Origin of the sequence: Nonomuraea sp. NPDC059007 (assembly GCF_042740555.1) — a bacterium.
Classification (GTDB): Bacteria; Actinomycetota; Actinomycetes; order Streptosporangiales; family Streptosporangiaceae; genus Nonomuraea.
This window is the reverse complement of sequence record NZ_JBHYJD010000012.1, coordinates 92,451-111,884: the sequence shown is the minus strand read 5'-3', so window position 1 is coordinate 111,884 and position 19,434 is coordinate 92,451. Positions and strand designations below refer to the sequence as shown.

20 protein-coding genes are annotated in these 19,434 nt (G+C 69.3%); 14 read left to right on the top strand and 6 right to left on the bottom strand.

The features are described from left to right. Nucleotides 1-10 precede the first annotated feature (10 nt). Nucleotides 11-994 carry an ABC transporter substrate-binding protein gene (locus tag ACFWY5_RS21690; protein WP_379633863.1) on the bottom strand — a complete coding sequence of 328 codons (984 nt, stop codon included), beginning with the start codon at nt 992-994 and terminating at the stop codon, nt 11-13. 458 nt (nt 995-1,452) lie between these two features. Here ACFWY5_RS21690 and ACFWY5_RS21685 point away from each other — a divergent pair, with 458 nt between their 5' ends. The 14 genes from ACFWY5_RS21685 (at nt 1,453) to ACFWY5_RS21620 (ending at nt 13,041) form a co-directional block, all read left to right on the top strand. Beyond that, on the top strand, nt 1,453-4,203 hold the full coding sequence (locus ACFWY5_RS21685) for a nitrate- and nitrite sensing domain-containing protein (RefSeq protein WP_379620350.1): 2,751 nt from the start codon (nt 1,453-1,455) through the stop codon (nt 4,201-4,203). Then, nucleotides 4,200-4,622, top strand: a complete 423-nt coding sequence (locus ACFWY5_RS21680; RefSeq protein WP_184965570.1) for a roadblock/LC7 domain-containing protein — start codon at nt 4,200-4,202, stop codon at nt 4,620-4,622. Before ACFWY5_RS21685 ends, ACFWY5_RS21680 begins: the two co-directional genes overlap by 4 nt. A gap of 37 nt (nt 4,623-4,659) precedes the next feature. Next, nucleotides 4,660-5,061 carry a DUF742 domain-containing protein gene (locus ACFWY5_RS21675; RefSeq protein ID WP_376773507.1) on the top strand — a complete coding sequence of 134 codons (402 nt, stop codon included), beginning with the start codon at nt 4,660-4,662 and terminating at the stop codon, nt 5,059-5,061. Further along, nucleotides 5,042-5,629 carry an ATP/GTP-binding protein gene (locus tag ACFWY5_RS21670; RefSeq protein ID WP_184965568.1) on the top strand — a complete coding sequence of 196 codons (588 nt, stop codon included), beginning with the start codon at nt 5,042-5,044 and terminating at the stop codon, nt 5,627-5,629. Before ACFWY5_RS21675 ends, ACFWY5_RS21670 begins: the two co-directional genes overlap by 20 nt. A 58-nt stretch (nt 5,630-5,687) precedes the next feature. After that, nucleotides 5,688-7,253: a signal recognition particle protein gene (ffh, locus tag ACFWY5_RS21665; RefSeq protein WP_379620353.1), complete on the top strand. Its 1,566-nt coding sequence runs from the start codon at nt 5,688-5,690 to the stop codon at nt 7,251-7,253. Between the two features lie 213 nt (nt 7,254-7,466). Next, the gene (gene rpsP, locus ACFWY5_RS21660; protein WP_379620355.1) at nt 7,467-7,931 is read left to right on the top strand and encodes a 30S ribosomal protein S16; all 465 of its coding nucleotides are present in this window, start codon (nt 7,467-7,469) and stop codon (nt 7,929-7,931) included. A 1-nt stretch (nt 7,932) separates the two neighbouring features. After that, entirely contained in the window at nt 7,933-8,178 is a 246-nt protein-coding gene (locus ACFWY5_RS21655) for an RNA-binding protein (RefSeq protein WP_379620357.1), read from the top strand. Between the two features lie 85 nt (nt 8,179-8,263). Continuing rightward, on the top strand, nt 8,264-8,767 hold the full coding sequence (gene rimM / locus ACFWY5_RS21650) for a ribosome maturation factor RimM (protein ID WP_379633860.1): 504 nt from the start codon (nt 8,264-8,266) through the stop codon (nt 8,765-8,767). A 1-nt stretch (nt 8,768) separates the two neighbouring features. After that, nucleotides 8,769-9,536, top strand: coding sequence for a tRNA (guanosine(37)-N1)-methyltransferase TrmD (gene trmD / locus ACFWY5_RS21645; RefSeq protein ID WP_379620361.1), 768 nt, complete (start codon nt 8,769-8,771; stop codon nt 9,534-9,536). A 489-nt stretch (nt 9,537-10,025) separates the two neighbouring features. Further along, entirely contained in the window at nt 10,026-10,388 is a 363-nt protein-coding gene (gene rplS, locus ACFWY5_RS21640) for a 50S ribosomal protein L19 (protein WP_379620363.1), read from the top strand. Between the two features lie 125 nt (nt 10,389-10,513). Next, entirely contained in the window at nt 10,514-11,377 is an 864-nt protein-coding gene (gene lepB, locus ACFWY5_RS21635; RefSeq protein ID WP_184965559.1) for a signal peptidase I, read from the top strand. Further along, complete coding sequence (gene lepB, locus ACFWY5_RS21630) at nt 11,377-11,973, top strand: signal peptidase I (protein WP_379633858.1); 597 nt, start codon at nt 11,377-11,379, stop codon at nt 11,971-11,973. Before lepB (ACFWY5_RS21635) ends, lepB (ACFWY5_RS21630) begins: the two co-directional genes overlap by 1 nt. Before the next feature lie 51 nt (nt 11,974-12,024). After that, entirely contained in the window at nt 12,025-12,693 is a 669-nt protein-coding gene (locus ACFWY5_RS21625; RefSeq protein ID WP_379633856.1) for a ribonuclease HII, read from the top strand. A 24-nt stretch (nt 12,694-12,717) separates the two neighbouring features. Next, the gene (locus tag ACFWY5_RS21620) at nt 12,718-13,041 is read left to right on the top strand and encodes a DUF2469 domain-containing protein (RefSeq protein WP_184965553.1); all 324 of its coding nucleotides are present in this window, start codon (nt 12,718-12,720) and stop codon (nt 13,039-13,041) included. 753 nt (nt 13,042-13,794) lie between these two features. Here ACFWY5_RS21620 and dprA read toward each other — a convergent pair. From dprA to ACFWY5_RS21595, 5 genes are all read right to left on the bottom strand, one after another. Then, the gene (dprA, locus tag ACFWY5_RS21615) at nt 13,795-15,072 is read right to left on the bottom strand and encodes a DNA-processing protein DprA (protein WP_379633854.1); all 1,278 of its coding nucleotides are present in this window, start codon (nt 15,070-15,072) and stop codon (nt 13,795-13,797) included. A gap of 707 nt (nt 15,073-15,779) precedes the next feature. Next, entirely contained in the window at nt 15,780-17,315 is a 1,536-nt protein-coding gene (locus tag ACFWY5_RS21610; protein ID WP_379633852.1) for a YifB family Mg chelatase-like AAA ATPase, read from the bottom strand. Then, nucleotides 17,316-17,669: a YraN family protein gene (locus tag ACFWY5_RS21605; protein WP_379620374.1), complete on the bottom strand. Its 354-nt coding sequence runs from the start codon at nt 17,667-17,669 to the stop codon at nt 17,316-17,318. A gap of 248 nt (nt 17,670-17,917) precedes the next feature. Next, on the bottom strand, nt 17,918-18,847 hold the full coding sequence (locus ACFWY5_RS21600) for a tyrosine recombinase XerC (protein WP_379633850.1): 930 nt from the start codon (nt 18,845-18,847) through the stop codon (nt 17,918-17,920). Nucleotides 18,848-18,851: 4 nt separating this feature from the next. After that, nucleotides 18,852-19,334, bottom strand: coding sequence for a murein hydrolase activator EnvC family protein (locus ACFWY5_RS21595; protein WP_379633848.1), 483 nt, complete (start codon nt 19,332-19,334; stop codon nt 18,852-18,854). Between the last annotated feature and the right edge of the window lie 100 nt (nt 19,335-19,434).

Genomic DNA, 19,434 nt, shown 5'->3' with positions numbered 1-19,434 from the left:
TTCGCTCCTGCTACTGCTCGGGTCCGTTGAAGACCATAGTGGGGACATCAATCTTGCTCTTCAGGTAGCCGAACTCGTGCATGAGGTCGGCCACGCGCTGGATGCGCGTCGCGTTGAGCGAGGTCGGGAAGGTCCCCATGGCCATGGTCATGACCGCTTCCTTGGGGATCTGCGTGTACTTCGGGACCACCTCGGCCAGCGCGGAACGGTCGGTCGCGGCCAGGCGCTGCGCCTTCTGGACGGCGCGCTGGAAGGCGGCGGCGGTCTTCGGGTGCTTGGCCACCCATTTGTCGGTGCTGCCCCAGCCGTCGATCGGCAGCGACTCGGTGGGGCCGGTGTTGGTGTCGAGCAGCACGCGCGCGCCGCCCTGCTGCGCCGCCGACAGGAACGGCTCCACCAGCCAGGCCGCGTCCACGGTGCCGGTCTTCAGCGCGGCGATCTGCGCCTGGAAGTCGATCACGGTGAACTTGACGTCCTGCGGCCTGAGCTCGTTGATCTGCAGGTGGGCGCTGACGGAGAGCTCGCCGAGGTTCTTGAGCGAGTTGACGGCGATGGTCTTGCCCTTGAGCTCCTTGGCGCTCTGCAGCTTGGAGTCCTTCGGGACGACGACGGCGGCGATGCCGGGCGCGCCCTGGAGGGTATCGGACAGGATCTTGATCTTCTGACCACTGTCCTGAAGGTTTAGGAACGACACGTAACTGCCCTTGAAGATGTCCATGCTGCCGTTTTCGATCTTGGGCATGACCGCCTGCGGCGCCTGGATGACCTCCATCTTGACGTTGAGGCCCTCTTGTTTGAAGAAACCCCGCGCTTCGGCGATGTAGACCGGCGCGGACGACGGCACGGGGGAGACCCCGATGGTGATCGTCGTCTTCTCAAGGCCCCCACCTGCGGAGGAACCAGAGGGAGAGCCTGAGCCGCTGCTGCAGGCGGCAAGGGAAACGGCCACGACGAGCCCGATTACGGACGCGCGGAGGGTAGGCCCGAAAGTCATGAGTCTCCTCGACGGGGTGGTGCAAGGGTTCCGCGAGCGTCCCGAGCGACAGGTGGGAGCCGTGCGAACAGGCGGAGATCGTACCGGAGCCCCGGTCGCAATTGCCATGAAATCATCCGATTTGTGTTGTCCGAAATATCGAGGGCTGGGTCGTATGTCCGAAATAATGACCTTTGAGGTGATAATGAAGATGTGATATGGCAGGGAGTGGGTGATTTGCAATGCTTGATGAGTTCGGTGAGACCGGAGTGTTGGCCTGAGTTAGGAGGATGTGCTCAAATAGCTCCTTGTTCCGAGGGTTGTCCCGTCTATCCCTCACCACCCCGTGGAACCCGCGAGGAAGTGCCAGTCACGTGAGGAAACGATCCGGCGCGAACCAGCGTGGCACGCAGAGTCCGGTGCCCACGCAGGCACACTCCAAAGCCGGTGGCGGTAGGTTCCGACTCCGCAACTGGCGCGTGCGATGGCGGCTCATCGCGCTCATCGCCGTCCCGACCGCCGTCGGTGTGTGGATCGGCGGCCTGCAGATCGTGGACTCCATCGGCCGGGCCAACGCCTATCAGCGTGTCCTGGAAAAGGCGGAATTGGGGGATTCCATCACTGAGCTCGTCCACGAGCTCGCCCTGGAACGTGACCGGGCCGTCCAGTACGTCGCCGTAGGACGCCGCAAGCCCGCGGAAGCCGACTTACGCGGCACGTTCACCCCCGTCGACAAGGCCGTCACCGCGTTCAACCAGAAGGCCGCCGTCATCTCCGACGCGCACGGCGAGAGCGTCAGCCTCATGGTCCAGCAGATGCAGGGCCGCCTCGAGGAGATCGCCTTCGCCCGCGACACGGTCATCAAGTCGCAGCTGCCCGCGCTGCCCACGATGCGCAAGTACTCCCAGATCATCGACGCGCTCCAGAAGTTCCACGACGAGATCGGCCAGGGCGACGTCGACGAGACCCTGAGCAACAGCGTCCGCGCCTTCAGCGCCCTGACGCGCGCGAAGGACGCCGCCTCCCAGCAGCGCGGACTGCTGGCCGCCGCCGCCACGACCGGCGCGTTCCAGACCGGCGAGCAGGAAGCCTTCGGCGGCGCCCGCGCCCAGCAGGAGAGCGAGATCGCCGCCTTCCGGTCGACCGCCTCCATCGACGAGCTGCAGTTCTACGAGGACACCGTCACCGGCGCCGACGTCGACCGCGCGGCGCTGTTCCGCCTGCGCGCGCTGTCGCAGGCCGCCGAGGGCAGCGCCATCGACCTCGACTCCCGCACCCGCGCGGACGCCGACCGCTGGTTCGAGTCGATCACCGGCGCCATCGACGCCATGCGCACCGTGGAGAAGCGGCTGTCACAGTCGATCAACGTGCAGAGCCGCGGGCTGAAGGACTCCGCCCAGACCTCCGCGCTGTTCGCCGCGGTCGGCTCCGGCCTGCTGCTGATCCTGGTCCTGATCGTCACCACTCTGATGGCCCGCTCGCTGGTCAGCCCGCTGCGCCGGCTGCGCAGCGAGGCCCTGCACATCGCCGGTCAGCGCCTGCCGGACACCGTGCGCACCATGCGCGAGACCGTCGACGCCAGCACGCCCGAGGTGCCGCCCATCGGCGTCGTCTCCGAGGACGAGATCGGTGAAGTGGCCCGCGCCTTCGACGAGGTCCACCGCGAGGCGGTACGGCTGGCGGGCGAGGAGTCCAGGCTCCGGAGCAACGTCAACGCCATGTTCGTCAACCTCTCGCGCCGCTCCCAGACCCTCGTCGAGCGCCAGATCACCCTCATCGACGGCCTGGAGCAGGGCGAGCAGGACGAGAGCCGGCTGGCCAACCTGTTCAAGCTCGACCACCTCGCCACCCGCATGCGCCGCAACAGCGAGAACCTCCTGGTCCTCGCCGGCCAGGACCCGCCCCGCCGCTGGAGCCAGCCGGTCAAGCTGGTCGACGTCGCCCGCGCCTCCCTGTCGGAGGTCGAGAACTACGAGCGCGTCGTCCTCCAGGTGCCCGACGGCGTCTCCGTCGCCGGACAGGCCGTCAACGACGTCATCCACCTGCTGGCCGAGCTGGTCGAGAACGCCCTGTCGTTCTCCCCGCGCGAGACCCGCGTCACCGTCTCCGGCAGCCGCATCGACGGCGGCGGCGTCATGCTGTCGATCACCGACTCCGGCATCGGCATGACCGGCGAGGAACTCACCCAGGCCAACGACCGCCTCACCGACGCGCCCACGGTGGACGTCTCCGTCTCCCGGCGCATGGGCCTGTTCGTGGTCGCCCGCCTGGCCCACCGCCACGGCATCCGCGTGCAACTGCGCCCCCACGGCTCCGGCGGCCTGACCGCCATGGTCCTGCTGCCGGAGGCGCTGCTCGGCGCCCAGGCCGCCGCCATGGCCGGAGCGGGCACCGGACCCGGCCCGGTCAGCGCGCCGCCCCCGCCCCCGCCCGTGGTCGAGCCGTTCAACGGCCAGCCCATGCAGTGGGGCCAGCAGATGCCCGGCGGCCACCCCTCCTTCCCGTCGAACCCGGCGAGCGGCTCGTGGCCCTCGATGCCCCAATGGCCCTCCGAAGGCGGCGTCCCCGCCGGCGGTGGCGGCGGCGGGAACGGCGGATGGCCGTCCGACCCGCGCGGCGGCGGCCCCGACACCTCGGACGTGTGGGTGCCCTCACGCAACACCGGCGGTGGCGGCTGGGGCAACGAACCCCCGCTGCCCAAACGCCAGCCCGCGCCTCCATCGGAGGAGGTGTCCACCTGGTCGTTCAACCGCGAGCAGCAGCAGCAACAACCGCAGCGCCCGCAGAACCGCTACGACTTCCCCGAGACCGAATCGGCCGCCACCGGGCCCATCCCGGCGGTGAACCAGGGCGACGAGTTCCTGCCGATCTTCGCCTCGGTGGAGTCGGCCTGGTTCGAGCACAACGACAACGGCGGCGGCAACTGGGGCTCGACCAAGGCCGACGCGGGCTGGAGCGCGGCGGAAGCCGTACGCGAGCCGGTGCGAGACGCGCCGACGGCGGCGGGACTGCCGAAGCGCGTCCCCAAGGCCAACCTGGTGCCGGGCTCCGCCGACACCGCCAGCGCGCCGAAGGGCGTGGCCCCGGTACGCAACGTCTCGCCCGACCGGGTACGCAGCCGGCTGAGCAGTTTCCAGCAGGGCTTCAGAGCAGCACGTGATGACATCAGCGAAGGCAGGGCGTATCCCCCTGGCTCGAAGCACGTTGATAGCAGGGAGGAGGGCGAATGAACGACCTGAGCCACGCGGCGCGCGGGGTCGACTGGCTGATCACTGATTTCGTCAGCACCGTTCCCGGGGTCGCCCATGCTGTTGTGGTCTCTTCCGACGGGTTACCGCTCGCGGCCTCCGCCGGCTTCCCGACGGACAGGGCCGACCAGCTGGCCGCGATTGCCTCCGGGCTGATCAGCCTCACCCAGGGCGCCGCCCGGGTCTTCGAGGGCGGGGTGGTCAACCAGACCATCGTGGAGATGGAACGCGGTCTCATGCTGATCATGTCGATCAGCGACGGCTCGTGCCTGGCGGTCCTGGCCGCCCCCGACTGCGACATGGGGCTGGTCGCCTACCAGATGACCCTGATGGTGGACCGTGCCGGGCAGGTGCTGACCCCCGCGGTACGCGCCGAACTGCGCGCCAGCCAGACCAGGTGATCAGCGTGAGCGACCATAGCTGCGAGGTGCACGCCTCGTGAACAGCCACCCTAGCTGGAACAGCGGCGGCGGCTGGGAACCCCCGCCGCCGCCCCACAACGACCCCGCCTCGCCGGTACGCCCGTACGCGGTGACGGGCGGGCGCACGGCGCCGCGGGTCAAGCTCGCCATGGAGGCCCTGGTGTCCTCGGCAACGGCCGAACACCGGGAGTTCTCGCACATCACCCCCGAGTACCAGGCGATCTCCCAGCTGTGCCGCCAGGTGCGCTCGGTCGCCGAGGTCTCCGCGCTCCTGCGGATACCACTGGGCGTGGTGCGGGTACTGATCGCCGACATGGCGGCAGAAGGTCTGGTCCGCGTGCACCAGCCAGCGCTGGAAGCCGGAAGGCCGGACGTGTCTTTGCTCGAAAGGGTGCTCAGTGGACTTCGCAGGCTCTAGCCCCGGCCTCACCTCGACGAAGATCGTGGTGGCCGGAGGCTTCGGTGTCGGTAAGACGACGTTCGTCGGCGCGGTGTCGGAGATCATGCCGCTGACCACGGAGGCGGTCATGACAGACGCCTCGGCGGGGATCGACGACCTCGGGATGACACCACTGAAGTCCACGACGACCGTGGCCATGGACTTCGGCCGCGTGTCGCTGGACCGTGACCTCATCCTCTACCTGTTCGGCACGCCGGGTCAGCACCGGTTCTGGTTCATGTGGGACGACCTGGTGCGCGGCGCCATCGGCGCGGTCGTGCTGGTGGACACCCGGCGCCTGGCCGACAGCTTCCCCGCCATCGACTACTTCGAAGAGGCGCAGCTGCCGTTCGTCGTGGGCGTCAACGGCTGGGACGGCCAGTACCCCCACAGCGACGGCGAGGTGCGCGACGCGCTCACGCTGGCGCCGCACATCCCGCTGGTGCGCCTGGACGCCCGGTCCAAGGACTCGGTCAAGAGCGCGCTCATCCACCTGGTCGAGCACGCCCTTACGGTACGCATGGCCGTGCCCGGCTGGAATGGCTGAAGGAGCGACTAGGCTGGGTCCAGACCACGCATAACCGCATCGAGGACTGGCCAACCACGTGTTCGAGACGCTTTCCGACCGGTTGACATCGGTCTTCTCCTCCCTCCGTTCCAAGGGTCGGCTGTCCGACGCCGACATCGACGCGACCACCCGCGAGATCCGCATCGCGCTGCTCGAGGCCGATGTCGCGCTGCCGGTGGTCAAGGCGTTCGTCGCCCAGGTCAAGGAGCGTGCCCGGGGCTCGGAGGTCTCCGGCGCGCTCAACCCGGCGCAGCAGGTCGTCAAGATCGTCAACGAGGAGCTCATCGCCATCCTCGGCGGCGAGACGCGCAGGCTCCGCTTCGCCAAGACGCCGCCGACCGTCATCATGCTGGCGGGTCTGCAGGGCGCGGGCAAGACGACACTGGCCGGCAAGCTGGCCCGCTGGCTGCGCGAGCAGGGCCACGTGCCGCTGCTGGTCGCCGCGGACCTGCAGCGTCCCAACGCGGTCAACCAGCTCCAGGTCATGGGCGAGCGCGCGGGCGTCGTCACCTACGCGCCCGAGCCCGGCAACGGCGTCGGCGACCCGATCGAGGTCGCCAGGCAGTCGATCGAGGTCGCCCGCCAGAAGCAGCACGACGTGGTCCTCATCGACACCGCCGGCCGCCTGGGCATCGACCAGGAGATGATGAAGCAGGCCGCCGACATCCGCGACGCGGTCTCGCCCGACGAGGTCCTCTTCGTGGTCGACGCCATGATCGGCCAGGACGCGGTGACCACCGCCCAGGCGTTCATGGAGGGCGTCGGCTTCGACGGCGTGGTCCTGACCAAGCTCGACGGCGACGCCCGCGGCGGCGCGGCCCTCTCGGTGCGGCACATCACCGGCAAGCCGATCATGTTCGCCTCCACGGGCGAGAAGCTGGAAGACTTCGACGCCTTCCACCCCGACCGGATGGCCTCCCGCATCCTCGACATGGGTGACGTCCTCACCCTGATCGAGCAGGCGCAGAAGACGTTCGACGAGGAGCAGGCCGCCAAGATGGCGGGCAAGCTCACCTCGGGCGAGAACTTCACGCTCGAGGACTTCCTCGAGCAGATGATGATGGTCCAGAAGATGGGCCCCATCAAGAACCTGCTCGGCATGATGCCCGGCATGGGGCAGATGCGCGACCAGCTCGACTCCATCGACGACCGCGACCTCGACCGCATCGCCGCGATCATCCGCTCGATGACCCCGGGCGAGCGCAGCGACCCGAAGATCATCAATGGCTCCCGCCGGGCCCGCATCGCCGCCGGCTCCGGCGTGACGGTGACCGCGGTCAGCAACCTCATCACCCGCTTCCACGAAGCCCAGAAGATGATGAAGCGGATGGCCGGCGGCATGGGCATCCCCGGCATGCCGGGCGGCCGTAACAAGGCCGCCAAGCAGCAGAAGAAGAACAAGAAGGGCCGCAGGGTCAGCGGCGACCCGCGCAAGGCGGCGCTGGGCAAGCCCGCCCCGTCACCCGAGGACGACGCCGCGCCCCCCAAGAAGGGCGGCCTGCTGGGCAACCTCGGCGGCGGTCCCAAACTCCCGCCCGGGATGCAGCTTCCGCCCGGTTTCGACCCGTCGAAGTTCCAGCTTCCCGGCGACGACAAGAAATAGCTTCCCGTGGGGTACGGCGCGCGCCGCCGTGCCCCACGTGCCGTGTCGCTGTCAGTACCCACGGTCTGGCACAATGGCATGTTGGAACACCGTGACCAGGCGGGTGCCCTCTCACCTCCCGCCGGCCGCGCCTGTCCCTCGAGCGGCCCGCCATCGTGCCCCACTCGATGGCAAACCGTTCACCCACGCTCGATTGCAGGAGAGACCACACCCGTGGCAGTCAAGATCAAGCTCAAGCGGCTCGGCATGATCCGCAACCCGCAGTACCGCATCGTCGTCGCCGACAGCCGCACCAAGCGTGACGGCCGGGCGATCGAGGAGATCGGCCTGTACCACCCGAAGGAAGACCCTTCGCTCATCCAGATCGACGCCGAGCGCGCCGCCTACTGGCTGGGTGTGGGCGCGCAGCCGACCGAGCCCGTGCTCAAGCTGCTCAAGCTCACCGGTGACTGGCAGAAGTTCAAGGGCGAGGCCGCGCCGGCTCCGCTGAAGGTGGCCGAGGCCCCCGCCGACCGCCACGCGGTCTACGAGGCCGCCGCCAAGGAGGCCCTGTCCGGTGGCGACACCGGCAACAGCGGCACCACGCCGAAGAAGGCGAAGAAGAAGGACGAGGCTCCGGCTCCGGCCGAGGCCCCCGCCGAGACGCCGGCCGAGACCCCCACCGAGGGCGAGGGCTGACGTGCTCGAGGAGGCCCTCGAGCACCTCGTTAAGGGCATCGTCGAACATCCTGACGACGTCCGGGTCCGCGCACGCCGCATTCGCAGCGGGCGCGTTCTCGAGGTCCGGGTGCACCCCGACGACCTCGGTAAGGTCATCGGCCGCGGCGGCCGCACCGCTAAGGCGCTGCGCACCGTCGTGAACGCACTGGCTGACGGAAAGTACGTCCGGGTCGATCTGCTCGACCTGCACGAAACGGTCCGCTAGCCCGCTGGTTTCACGCGCCCTCATCGGTTCTCCGATGGGGGCGCTCGCGTTGGGGCGTGCCGTACATGGAGAGAAGGAAAAGATCGTGCAGCTGGTAGTGGGGCGGATCGGACGTCCGCATGGTGTCCGCGGCGAGGTCACCGTGGAGGTGCGCACCGACGAGCCCGAGCTGCGTTTCGCGCCCGGCACCGCGCTGACCACCGACCCGGCCGCGCGCGGCCCGCTCGTCGTCGAGAGCCGCCGCTGGAACAAGAGCGTGCTGCTGCTGCGCTTCGAGGGCTTCACCGCGCGCGATGCGGCCGAGGAACTGCGCGGCACCATGCTCGTCATCGACTCCGCCGACGTGGCGCCCTCCGACGACCCCGACGAGTTCCACGACCACCAGCTCATCGGGCTCGCGGTCGTGACCGTCGCGGGCACGCCCGTGGGCGAGGTGACCGACGTGCTCCACCACGGTCAGGACCTCCTCGTCGTACGCCGCGGCGGCGGCCGGGAAGACGCCCTGATCCCGTTCGTGAAGGCGCTGGTGCCCGAGGTCGACCTGCCCGGGGGCAAGCTGGTCGTCGACCCGCCGGAGGGGTTGCTCTGACATGCTTCGCCTCGACATCGTCTCGATCTTCCCCGAGTACTTCGCCCCCCTCGACGTCTCCCTGATCGGCAAGGCCCGCGAGCGCGGCACCCTCGACGTCCGTCTCCACCAGCTGCGCGACTGGGCGCACGACGTGCACAAGACCGTCGACGACACCCCCTACGGCGGGGGTCCCGGCATGGTGATGAAGCCCGAGGTGTGGGGCGAGGCGATCGACACCGTGATCGGCGACGGCGCACCCCGCATGATCGTGCCGACGCCGAGCGGACGGCCGTTCACGCAGGAGCTGGCGCAGGAACTGGCGCGCGAGGAGTGGCTGCTGTTCTGCTGCGGGCGCTACGAGGGCATCGACTCCCGCGTCATGACCGAGTACGGCTCGCGCCTGCGCGTGGACGAGGTGAGCATCGGCGACTACGTGCTGGCCGGGGGTGAGGTCGCGGTGCTGGTGATGGTGGAGGCGATCGGCCGGTTGCTGCCCGGTGTACTGGGCAACGCGTGCTCGGTGGTGGATGACTCGTTCGCTCCTGGTTCGATGCGTAATCTCCTGGAAGGGCCCGTCTTCACCAAGCCGCCGGTTTGGCGGGGGCATGAGGTGCCTGGTGTGTTGCTGAGCGGGCACCATGGGAAGGTCGCCAGGTGGCGACGGGACCAGGCGCTGCGCCGTACCGTCGCGAACCGGCCGGAACTGGCGGCGGACCTGGACCCGGAAACGCTCGACAAACACGACCGAGCCCTACTCGAAGAACTGCACACCCCGGAATCCCCCTAACACCCCTCGCCATCCCCCCTCACAGCCATGCGGCCAGAGCCGCCCGCACCCTTGGCCCGACGTCCCCCGCCATCGTGCGGGCGCGCGAGGCCCCCACGACCCCCCTGGCCCAACGGCCCTCGTCATCCCTGCATGCGGCGCGTCCTCGGCTGCCGCGGGCCCAGGGTTTTCTGACCACCTGGACCCTCTTCGGCGTCGTGCAGGCGGAGCCCTCCCACGGGCTTGTTCCCCGGGGTCCTCGCCCGAGAGGCCCTGCCGTTCTGCGTCTGAGCCCTTTTGTTGTCCTTCTGGAGGCCGAGCTCTCTTGGCAGGCTTCGTTTCGCTTCACGCGCGAACATGTGGCAAACTGAATCGCTGCCAACCCGTCATGTGGTTGGTTCGCCGTGCCCGGGGGACGCCCGGGTTCATCATGGAAGCAGGCGTGTCCGCCGCGAGCCGCGGCCGGGTGGACCTCCGCGTGCTCGCGAAGACTTTGAGGTAACAGCTCTCATGCACACGAAGATCCAGGAGCTCGACAAAGCGACCCTGCGCAGCGACGTGCCGGACTTCCGTCCCGGTGACACGCTCGAGGTTCACGTGCGAGTCGTCGAAGGCAACCGGTCGCGTATCCAGGTCTTCAAGGGCTTCGTGCTGCGCCGCCAGGGCGCCGGCGCCCGCGAGACCTTCACCGTCCGCAAGGTGAGCTACGGCGTGGGCGTCGAGCGCACCTTCCCGGTGCACAGCCCGGTCATCGAGAAGATCGTGCTGGTCACCCGCGGCGACGTCCGCCGCGCCAAGCTCTACTACATGCGTGACCTGCGCGGCAAGGCCGCCCGCATCCGCGAGAAGCGTGAGAACGCGCCCGCCAAGTAAGGCGCGATCCAAAAGCCCGGTACCGCTTGGCCGTACCGGGCTTTTCTTTATATGGAACGACTCGCGGGCGGGTGTACCGTCGGTCGAGGCTTGTCGAGCCCATGCATCATCTAGGCTCGTCAGCGATGACTAGCGAGAGCCAGGAGAACGGCGCAGCGCGCCGCCCTGTCAAGGACGAGGTGGACGTGGTCGCCGAAGAGACTCAGAAGGCCAAGGACCCCAAAAAGAAGGACAAGAAAGGGTCGTTCTGGAAGGAACTTCCCGTCCTGGTCGTCGTGGCCCTCGTACTGGCCTTGATCATCAAGACGTTCGTGATCCAGGCGTTCTACATTCCGTCTGAGTCGATGGAGAACACCCTGCTGAAGAACGACAGGGTGCTGGTGAACAAGCTGGTCTACCACACGCGTGACATCGAGCGCGGTGACGTCGTGGTCTTCTCCGGGGTCGACTCCTGGGACGGCGAGTTCGTGATGGAGGAGCCGTCGAACCCGATCGCGGCCTTCTTCCGCTGGGTGGGCACGGCCTTCGGCGTGGTTCCCGGTGAGAAGGACTACATCAAGCGGGTCATCGGTGTCGGCGGCGACAAGGTGAAGTGCTGCGACTCCAAGGGCCGCATCTCGGTCAATGGCGTGGCGATCGATGAGGAAAGCTACCTCTATCCGGGCAATGTGCCGTCGCGGGAGCCGTTCGAGATCACGGTGCCCGAAGGGCGGCTGTGGGTGATGGGCGACCACCGCGTGGTCTCGCTCGACTCGCGTGCCCACCAGGGCGATCCGGGTGGCGGTTCGATCCCGGAGAGCCAGGTCATCGGGCGGGCGTTCGTCATCGTCTGGCCTTTCTCGCGGGCGGCGACGCTGCCGATCCCCGAGACGTTCGCGCAGCCCGCGCTGCAGGCCATGGCCGGGGGGCTGCCGCTGGTCGCCGGGTTCGCGTTCGCGGTGCCGCTGGTGCTGGTGCGTCGGCGGTGGGTGCTGAGGAGGAAGCGCTGATGGCCGTCACCAAGAAGGCGGAGCCCGCCGAGAAGAAGAAGAAAAAGGGCGGATTCCGCGAGACAGTGCTCCTGCTGGTGCTGGGCGTCGGCATCGCGCTGCTGCTGCAGGCGTTCGTGGTCGGCTCCTTCTACATCCCGTCTGAGTCGATGGAGAACACGCTTCAGATCAACGACCGGGTGTTCGTCAACAAGCTCGCCGGCAAGCCGGAGCGGGGCGACATCGTGGTCTTCAAGGGCTGGGACGGACAGGACACCATCAAGCGCGTCATCGGCGTCGGCGGCGACAAGGTGGCGTGCTGCGACTCCAAGCGCCGGGTCACGGTCAACGGCGTCGCGCTTGACGAGAAGTCCTACCTGTTCCCGGACAACGAGCCGTCGGGCGAGGACTTCAAGTACACCGTGCCGGCGGGCAAGCTGTTCCTCATGGGCGACCACCGGTCGATGTCGCAGGACTCGCGTGACCACGTCAAGCAGGAGGGCGCCGCCGGGTGGATCTCCGAGGAGGACGTGGTCGGCAAGGCGTTCGTACGCTACTGGCCGCTGGGCCGGGGCGAGATCTTCCAGAAACCGGAGTCCTTCGACAAGGTGAAGTAAGCGCCTTTCCGGTCGCGGTTTGCGGCTATTGGGGCGTACGCTGCGTCTGTCATGACAGTTGCGTTCCGCCCCCGACCGAGCGTTGTCCGGCGAGATTCCGGGCTTTACGCGTACGAGAGAGCGCTGGCCCGCCGCGGTCTCACCCCGATCGCCGGGGTGGACGAGGCCGGTCGCGGCGCCTGTGCCGGGCCTCTGGTGGTCGCGGCGGTGATCCTCCGCAAGGAGATTCCGGGTCTGGGGGACTCGAAACTCCTGACAGCGGCCACCCGCGAGCGCCTCTACACCTTGGTCACCAAGAGCGCCGACGTCGGGGTTGTCGTCATCCCGCCGCAGGAGATCGACGCGCGCGGGCTGCACCGGTGCAACGTGGCGGGAATGCGGCGGGCGGTGGCGCAGTTGACGACAGACCCGGAATACATCCTGACCGACGGCTTTCCCGTGCCGGGCCTGCCGGCGCCGTCGCTGGCGGTATGGAAGGGGGACCAGGTCGCCGCATGCGTGGCGGCGGCCTCCATCGTGGCGAAAGTGACGCGAGACCGGATGATGGTCTCGCTGGACACGGAGTTTCCCGCCTACGGTTTCGCCGAGCACAAGGGGTACACGACCGCTCGGCACCGGCGGGCACTGGAAGCTCACGGTCCGTGCTCGCATCACCGGTTCTCCTTCGTCACTGTGGCAAGGGAGATGGGTGACAATGAAATGGGGGCCGGGGTTGCCTGACCTCGGAACTACAGGAGGGACGCGATGAGCGCAGAAGATCTCGAAAAGTACGAAACCGAGATGGAGCTGCAGCTTTACCGCGAGTACCGGGATGTCGTGGGCCTGTTCACCTACGTCGTGGAGACGGAGCGGCGCTTCTACCTGACGAACTCGGTGGATCTCGACGTGAAGACGGCGGGGAACGGCGATGTGTTCTTCGACGTGAAGATGCAGGATGCGTGGGTTTGGGACATGTACCGGCCTGCACGGTTTGTTAAGAATGTACGGGTGGTGACGTTCAAGGATGTGAACGTCGAAGAACTGGCCAAGGCCGACCTCGAGATGCCCAAGGAGGGCTTCTCCAAGTAGGGGTTTCGGCTTACCGGGTTGGCCTCTGGAGTCCGTGACGACACTGGGGGCCTCTCGCATGCTGCTCAACATCCCCTTGCCTCCCATCGGCCCCGGTCCGGCGCCCCATCACCTTGCGTCACCAGCACCGCCCGTCCGCTTGCGCCTTTCGGCTTCCTACGTCTCCGGTGCCTACGTCTTCTACGGGCTCTGTTCCGCGTCGGACGACTTGCCCAGCAACCCAGCCCTTCTGCCCTTGGCCTCAGCCCTCTTGCCCTTGGCCCCAGCCGACACAGATTCGGCCCCTGCCGACACAGATGCGGTGCGGACTTCCCGGTCACCGAGTACCAGTGGTTGCCCTCAGCGGCCCGGCACGTGTGGCGCTCCTCGGAGCCCGCGAGGCGAGGCCTTCCCGGTAGCCGTGCGCCAAGGGGCTGCCCATAGTGGTCCGCCGCCTGTGGCGGTCCTCGGCAACCCCGCGCGGTGGGGTCTTCTCGGCCACCGGACCGCAGGGCGCCTGCCCTCGGTCACCGGACAGCGGGGCGCCTGCCCTCGGTCACCGGACAGCGGGGCGCCTGCCCTCGGTCACCGGACAGCGGGGCGCCTGCCCTCGGTCACCGGACCGCAGGGTGCCCGCCCTCGTCCGCTGGGCGCTGTGCTTGACGCGGCACCACGAGGTCCCCTGGCGATCCGATCTCTTCTGGCGGTCTGGTGCCATGTGTGCTCCCGGTTGGTGGTTGCCAGAGGTGGGGCCTCTGGGCTCTGGGTTTGGGGTCAGGGGTGGGAGAAGGCGCCGGGTTTGAGGCGCCAGCCTTTGGGGGTGCGGAGGACGTAGCCGGCGGCGGCCAGGCTGCCGAGGGCGCTGAGGGTCGTGGAGAGGTCTGTGCCCGCGGCTACCGCGATTGTGGCGGTGCCCGCACCACCTCTGCCGGGTACGGCGTCCAGGACGCTCCTGGCCGTCTCTGAGAGCGTGTCGTGGGGCACCACGGGGCCGCGCGGGGTCGGGGCCAGGTCGTCGCCGATCATGCCGACCAGGTCGATGAGTTCCGCCGGGGTGGTCACGCAGACGGCCTTGCGGTCGCGGAGCAGGCGGTGGCAGCCTGCGGACATCTCCGACGTGACCGGACCCGGGACCACCGCCAGGTGGCGCGACAGGGTCAGCGCGTGGGCAGCGGTGTTCGCCGCGCCGCTGCGCAGCGCCGCCTCCACCACGAGGGTTCCCCGGGAGAGGGCGGCTATGAGGCGGTTCCTGATCAGGAAGCGGGCGCGGGTCGGGTGAACGCCTGGCGGGCATTCGCTGATGACCGCGCCGTCCGCCTTGATCTCCGTGAACAGGTCGTGATGACCGCTCGGGTAGGCGATGTCCACCCCGCAGGCCAGGACGGCGATCGTGGTGCCCCCGCCGGCCAGCGTCCCCCGGTGCGCGGCGCCGTCGATGCCGAGGGCGCCGCCTGAGATGACCGTCCAGCCGGACTCGGCCATGCCCGCCGCGAACTCACCCGCCACATGCATCCCGTACGGCGTCGCCGCCCGTGCGCCCACGATCGACACCGAACGCAGGCAGGAGTAGCGGAGGTCGGCCGAACCGTTCACCCACAGGCCGAGGGGGCGGCTGTCGCCGAGTTGGTCGAGCTGGGTGGGCCATTCGGGGGTGCCGGGGATGATCAGCCGGGCGCCCGTCTTCTCGCCTGCCGCCAGATCCGCTTCCGGGTCGGCGGCCTCCAGCCGCGCCTGCCACGCCCGCAGCCGCCGACTGAGCCTGGCTTCCTGCGCATCCGACGCCGTCGCCTCCCGCGTGGCCGCCCGGTCGGTTGTGGCCGCCCGGTCGCTGGGGCGTTGGCCTCCGTCGCGCTCCTCGCCAGGGTGACGGCACGCGTGGCCGCCTTGGTGCTCAGGCTCGAGTGTCGGGTGCAGCGCGAGGTTGCCCTCGGTCCTGAGCTGGACCCACTCCCCGCGGTAGGCGTGCGGCGGGTCTCCGGCCCGGAGGACACGTCCGGTCAGGACATCCTGCGGACCCGCAGGTCCGGGAGTTTCCCGGCAGCAGGTCGGCATCTGCTGTCCGGTGGGGTGTTGTGAGTTGCCATGGCAGGTGGCCTGAGAGAGCAAGGTCGGGGACGCCGCCTGGGGAGGAGCGGCCACGGACGGCGGTTGGCAATGACAGCCCTGGCCCTCGCAAGTGGCGGCCTGGCGAGGAATGGCGCGGAGGAGCGCGGTCTGCGACGAGACGTGGTGCGGGGTTATGGGGGATGTCGCGTTGGGAGCGATGGCGGGGGATGCGGTCCGGCAGGACGTGGCAGGAGAGCTGACGTGTGGTGCTGCGGTCGACGACTCGGGGTGGGGCGCGGTCGGGAGGGCCGCGGTGTTGAGCGCAGCAGCGGGACGCGGGTCGAGCGGGGCGGCTGCGTGGACGTTGAGCGACGTGGCTGTGTTGGGGTCGAGTGCGGCGGCTACGCGGACGTTGGGTGGGGCGGCTGTGTGGACGTTGGGTGCGGCGGCTGCGTGGATGTTGAGCGGGGTGGCTGTGTGGGGGTCGAGCGGGGTGGCTGGGTGGAGGGGGATTGGCAGGGGTGTGGGTGGGGGGCAGGTGGTCGGGGTTGTGGTGCGGAGGGCGGGGGTGCCTGAGGACCTGGCGTGGGCGTGGATCAGGCGGAGGGTTTCCACGGCGCCGAACTGGGCCACCAGGCGGCCCATGAGCTTGTCTCCGGCGTCCGCGGCTCGCATGAGGGCCACGCGGGCCAGGAGGTCGTCGTTGTGGGGCATCAGCCCACCCCCAGCCACAGGGCCAGCGCAGTCGAGACTTCTTCCACCTCGGGACGGTCCTTTCCCGCCAGGTCCGAGAGGGTCCAGGCGACTCGGATGATGCGGTCCAGGCCTCGTGTGCTCAACGTGCCGGTGTCGAGGCTGACCGACAGGGGCTTCATGGCGTCGTTCGTGGGGCGGAAGTCGGTGTGGAGGGCCGTGGACGGGACTTCGGCGTTGGTGCGCCACGGGGTGCGGGACAGGCGTCTGGCGGCTCGCTCTCTGGCTGCCTTCACCCGGGCGGCCACCACCTCGCTGGACTCGACGAAGTGGCGGTCGGCCATCAGTTCTCTGCGGGAGGAGCGGGCCACCGTGACCTTCATGTCGATGCGGTCCAGCAACGGGCCGGAGAGTTTGCCCAGGTAGCGGCGTTTGACGACGGGGGCGCAGCGGCAGGTTTGGTTGCCTTCCTGCGGCTGTGAGCATGGGCAGGGGTTGGCGGCGAGGATCAGCATGAAGCGTGCGGGGAAGGTCACGGAGCCCGCTGCCCGGGAGACGGTTACGTAGCCCGATTCCAGAGGTTGGCGTAGTGAGTCGAGGACGTAGCGCTGGAACTCCGGAGCCTCGTCCAGGAACAGGACGCCCCGGTGGGCAAGGGACGCGGCGCCCGGACGGATGATCGTGCTGCCGCCGCCGACTATGGCCGCGGGCGTTGCCGTGTGGTGCGGGCTTACGAACGGCGGCCTGCTCATCATGGGGCTGTCGGGCGGCAGGACGCCGGCTACCGAGTGGATGGCGGTCACCTCCAGGGCGTGATCCAGTGGCAGGTCGGGCAGGAGGGTGGGCAGGCGTTCGGCCAGGAGGGTCTTGCCGGTGCCTGGCGGGCCGAGGAGCCAGAGGTTGTGGCCGCCCGCCGCGCACACTTCCAGGGCTCGTCTGCCCAGCGGCTGGCCTACGACGTCGGCCAGGTCGACGCTGGGCCGTACCTGGGAGGTCGTGGGGGTGGGCGGGGTTTCTGGGATTTCCGGTTCGGGTGGGTCGTCGCCTCTGCGTAGCCATTCGGCCAGCTGGCGGAGGTCGCGCACCGGGACCACCTTCACGTCGGGGACGAGGCTGGCCTCGGCGGCGTTCGCGGTGGGGACCACGACCGTTATGTCGCCCTCCTTCGCGGTGCTCAGGACGGACGGGAGGATGCCGCGGACGGGGCGCAGGCGGCCGTCCAGCCCCAGTTCGCCGAGGAAGGAGAAGGACGCCAGGCGTTCGGCGGGGACCACGCCGGCCGCGCCCAGGATGGCCACCGCGATCGCCAAGTCGAACTGGCTGCCTCGTTTGGGGAGGCTCGCGGGGAAAAGGCTGACCGTGATGCGGGCGTCCGGCCATGGGTAGTTGCTGTTGACCATCGCGGAACGCACCCGCTCGCGGGCCTCGCTCAGGGCGGTGTCGGGCAGGCCGATCAGGGAGATGCCGGCCAGGCCGTTGCCCACGTCGGCCTCCACCTCCACCGTGCGGCCGGTTACGCCGATGAGGGTGACGCTTCTGGTGCGGGCTACGGCCATTCAGATCGCCCCCCGGATGTGGCGTATCGAGAAGTCGCCGGCGAAGCGTTCGAGGGCTATGACGTCCACGCGGACGGTTTCGTAGCCGCACGGCTGGGCGGCCAGCCATTTCGCGGCGAGCATGCGGAGGCGGGAGAGCTTCATGGGGCTCACTGACTCCAGGGCGGAGCCGTGGGAGCGGGTGGAGCGGGTCTTGACCTCGACCACCACGAGGGTTGGGCCGTCTCGGGCGATGATGTCGATCTCGCCGTGGCGGCAGCGCCAGTTGCGCTCGATGATCTCCATGCCCTCGGACTGCAGGTATGTGACGGCTAGCTGCTCGCCTTGCCTGCCGAGGTCTTGTTTCGCGGACATGTCGATGACTGTCGCGCAGACGGGGATCTCGGGAAATCGCCGAACGGGGTTCTGGGGACGGCCGGGCGTGGTCGCGGGTGGGGTGTGGATAACTCCCGCTGGATAACGAGCGTGCTGCGGAGAGCGTCGCACTGGGTGCGGGGGTGCGGGGGTGCGGGGGTGCGGGGGTGCGGGGGTGCGGGGGTGCGGGGGTGCGGGGCAGCGTGAAACGGGCCCCGGGGTGGGGTGGGTTGGTGGGGTGCCGAGGGTTAGGCGCGGGGGTGGGCTTGGCGGTAGGCGGCTCGGAGGCGGTCGATGGAGACGTGGGTGTAGATCTGGGTGGTGTTCAGGGAGGAGTGGCCCAGGAGTTCTTGGACGCTGCGCAGGTCGGCGCCGCCCTCCAGGAGGTGGGTGGCGGCGCTGTGGCGTAGGCCGTGGGGGCTCAGGTCTGGGGCGCCCTCCACCTGGCGCAGGCGGGTGTGAACGATGCGGCGGACGGTGCCGGGGTCGATGCGTCCGCCTCTTGTGCCCAGGAAGAGGGCATCGGCGGACCTGGGGGTGCTCCAGAGGGGGCGGGCGTTGACGCACCACAGGTCGACGGCTCGCAGGGCGGGGAGGCCGAAGGGGACGGTGCGTTCTTTGCGGCCCTTGCCCACGACTCGGATGACGTGGCGGGTGCGGTCCACGTCGTTCACGTCCAGGGAGCACAGTTCGCTCACGCGGATGCCGGTGGCGTAGAGGAGTTCGAGGATCGCCTGGTCGCGCAGGGACTTGGGGGTCGTCTCGTCCGTTGGGGTCAGGGCGGCCTGGGCCTGGGGCTGGTCCAGTACGGCGGGCAGCGTCCTCGACGCCTTGGCGCTGCCCAGCAGGAGGCCCGGGTCGGTGGGGATCAGGCCCTGGCGGTGGCAGAACGCGGTGAAAGTCCTGGCACACGCGGTACGGCGGGCCAGCGTCGCCCGGGACAGCCCTCCGGCGTGCTGGGCGGCCAGCCAGTGCCGGAGCGTGGCTATGTCCAGGCCGGTCAGCCACGTTTCGCCGTCGTCCTGGTCCCTCAGGTGGTGCAGGAGCGAGGTCACGTCCGAGACGTAGGCGCGGACGGTGTGGGGGGACAGGTCGCGCTCCAGCCTGAGGTGGCGTTCGAACGCGGTGATGATCTGCGCCGCCTCGTCGTCGGGCTGGCTGGGTGCTCCGGTCGGCATGGTCTTACTCTGCCCCGATCTGAGCCGGCCAGTGCGGGAGGAGGCGGACCAACCCGGTGCCGGTCAGGAGGAGGGGGTCCAGGTAGCGGCGTTCGCGCAGGAGGCCCCAGTGGAGGCAGTGCTGCGGGCAGTGGGGCGGGTCGAGGTTCTGGAGGGTGCCTATCCGGGTGCCGGTGGTCACGTGCTGGCCCGCGCGCACCGACGGGAGGACGGGGAGGTACGTGGTGCGCAGGCCGTTGGGGTGGTGGACGGTGACCACGCCGCGGCCGGCCAGCTGGTCGGCGTAGCCGATGGTGCCCGGGCCCGCGGCGTGTACGGCGGTGCCCGGGTCGGCCCGCAGGTCGACGCCGCGGTGGCCGGACAGCCATGGGGCAGGGGGTGGGGCGAAGCGGCGTACCACTCCGTGGTCGGTCAGGGGCCACTGCCAGGTCACCGCCTCTGGGGAGGGGGCGAGGGCCAGGAGGAGGGCGAGGGAGGCGCGAATCATGGCGGCCAGGATGGGGGAGCGGCGCCGGCCCGCGAGGGGGTGAACGGGGTTCTGTGGACGAACCCCGCCGGTCAGCGGGCCTGTGGACAGAAAGCACGGG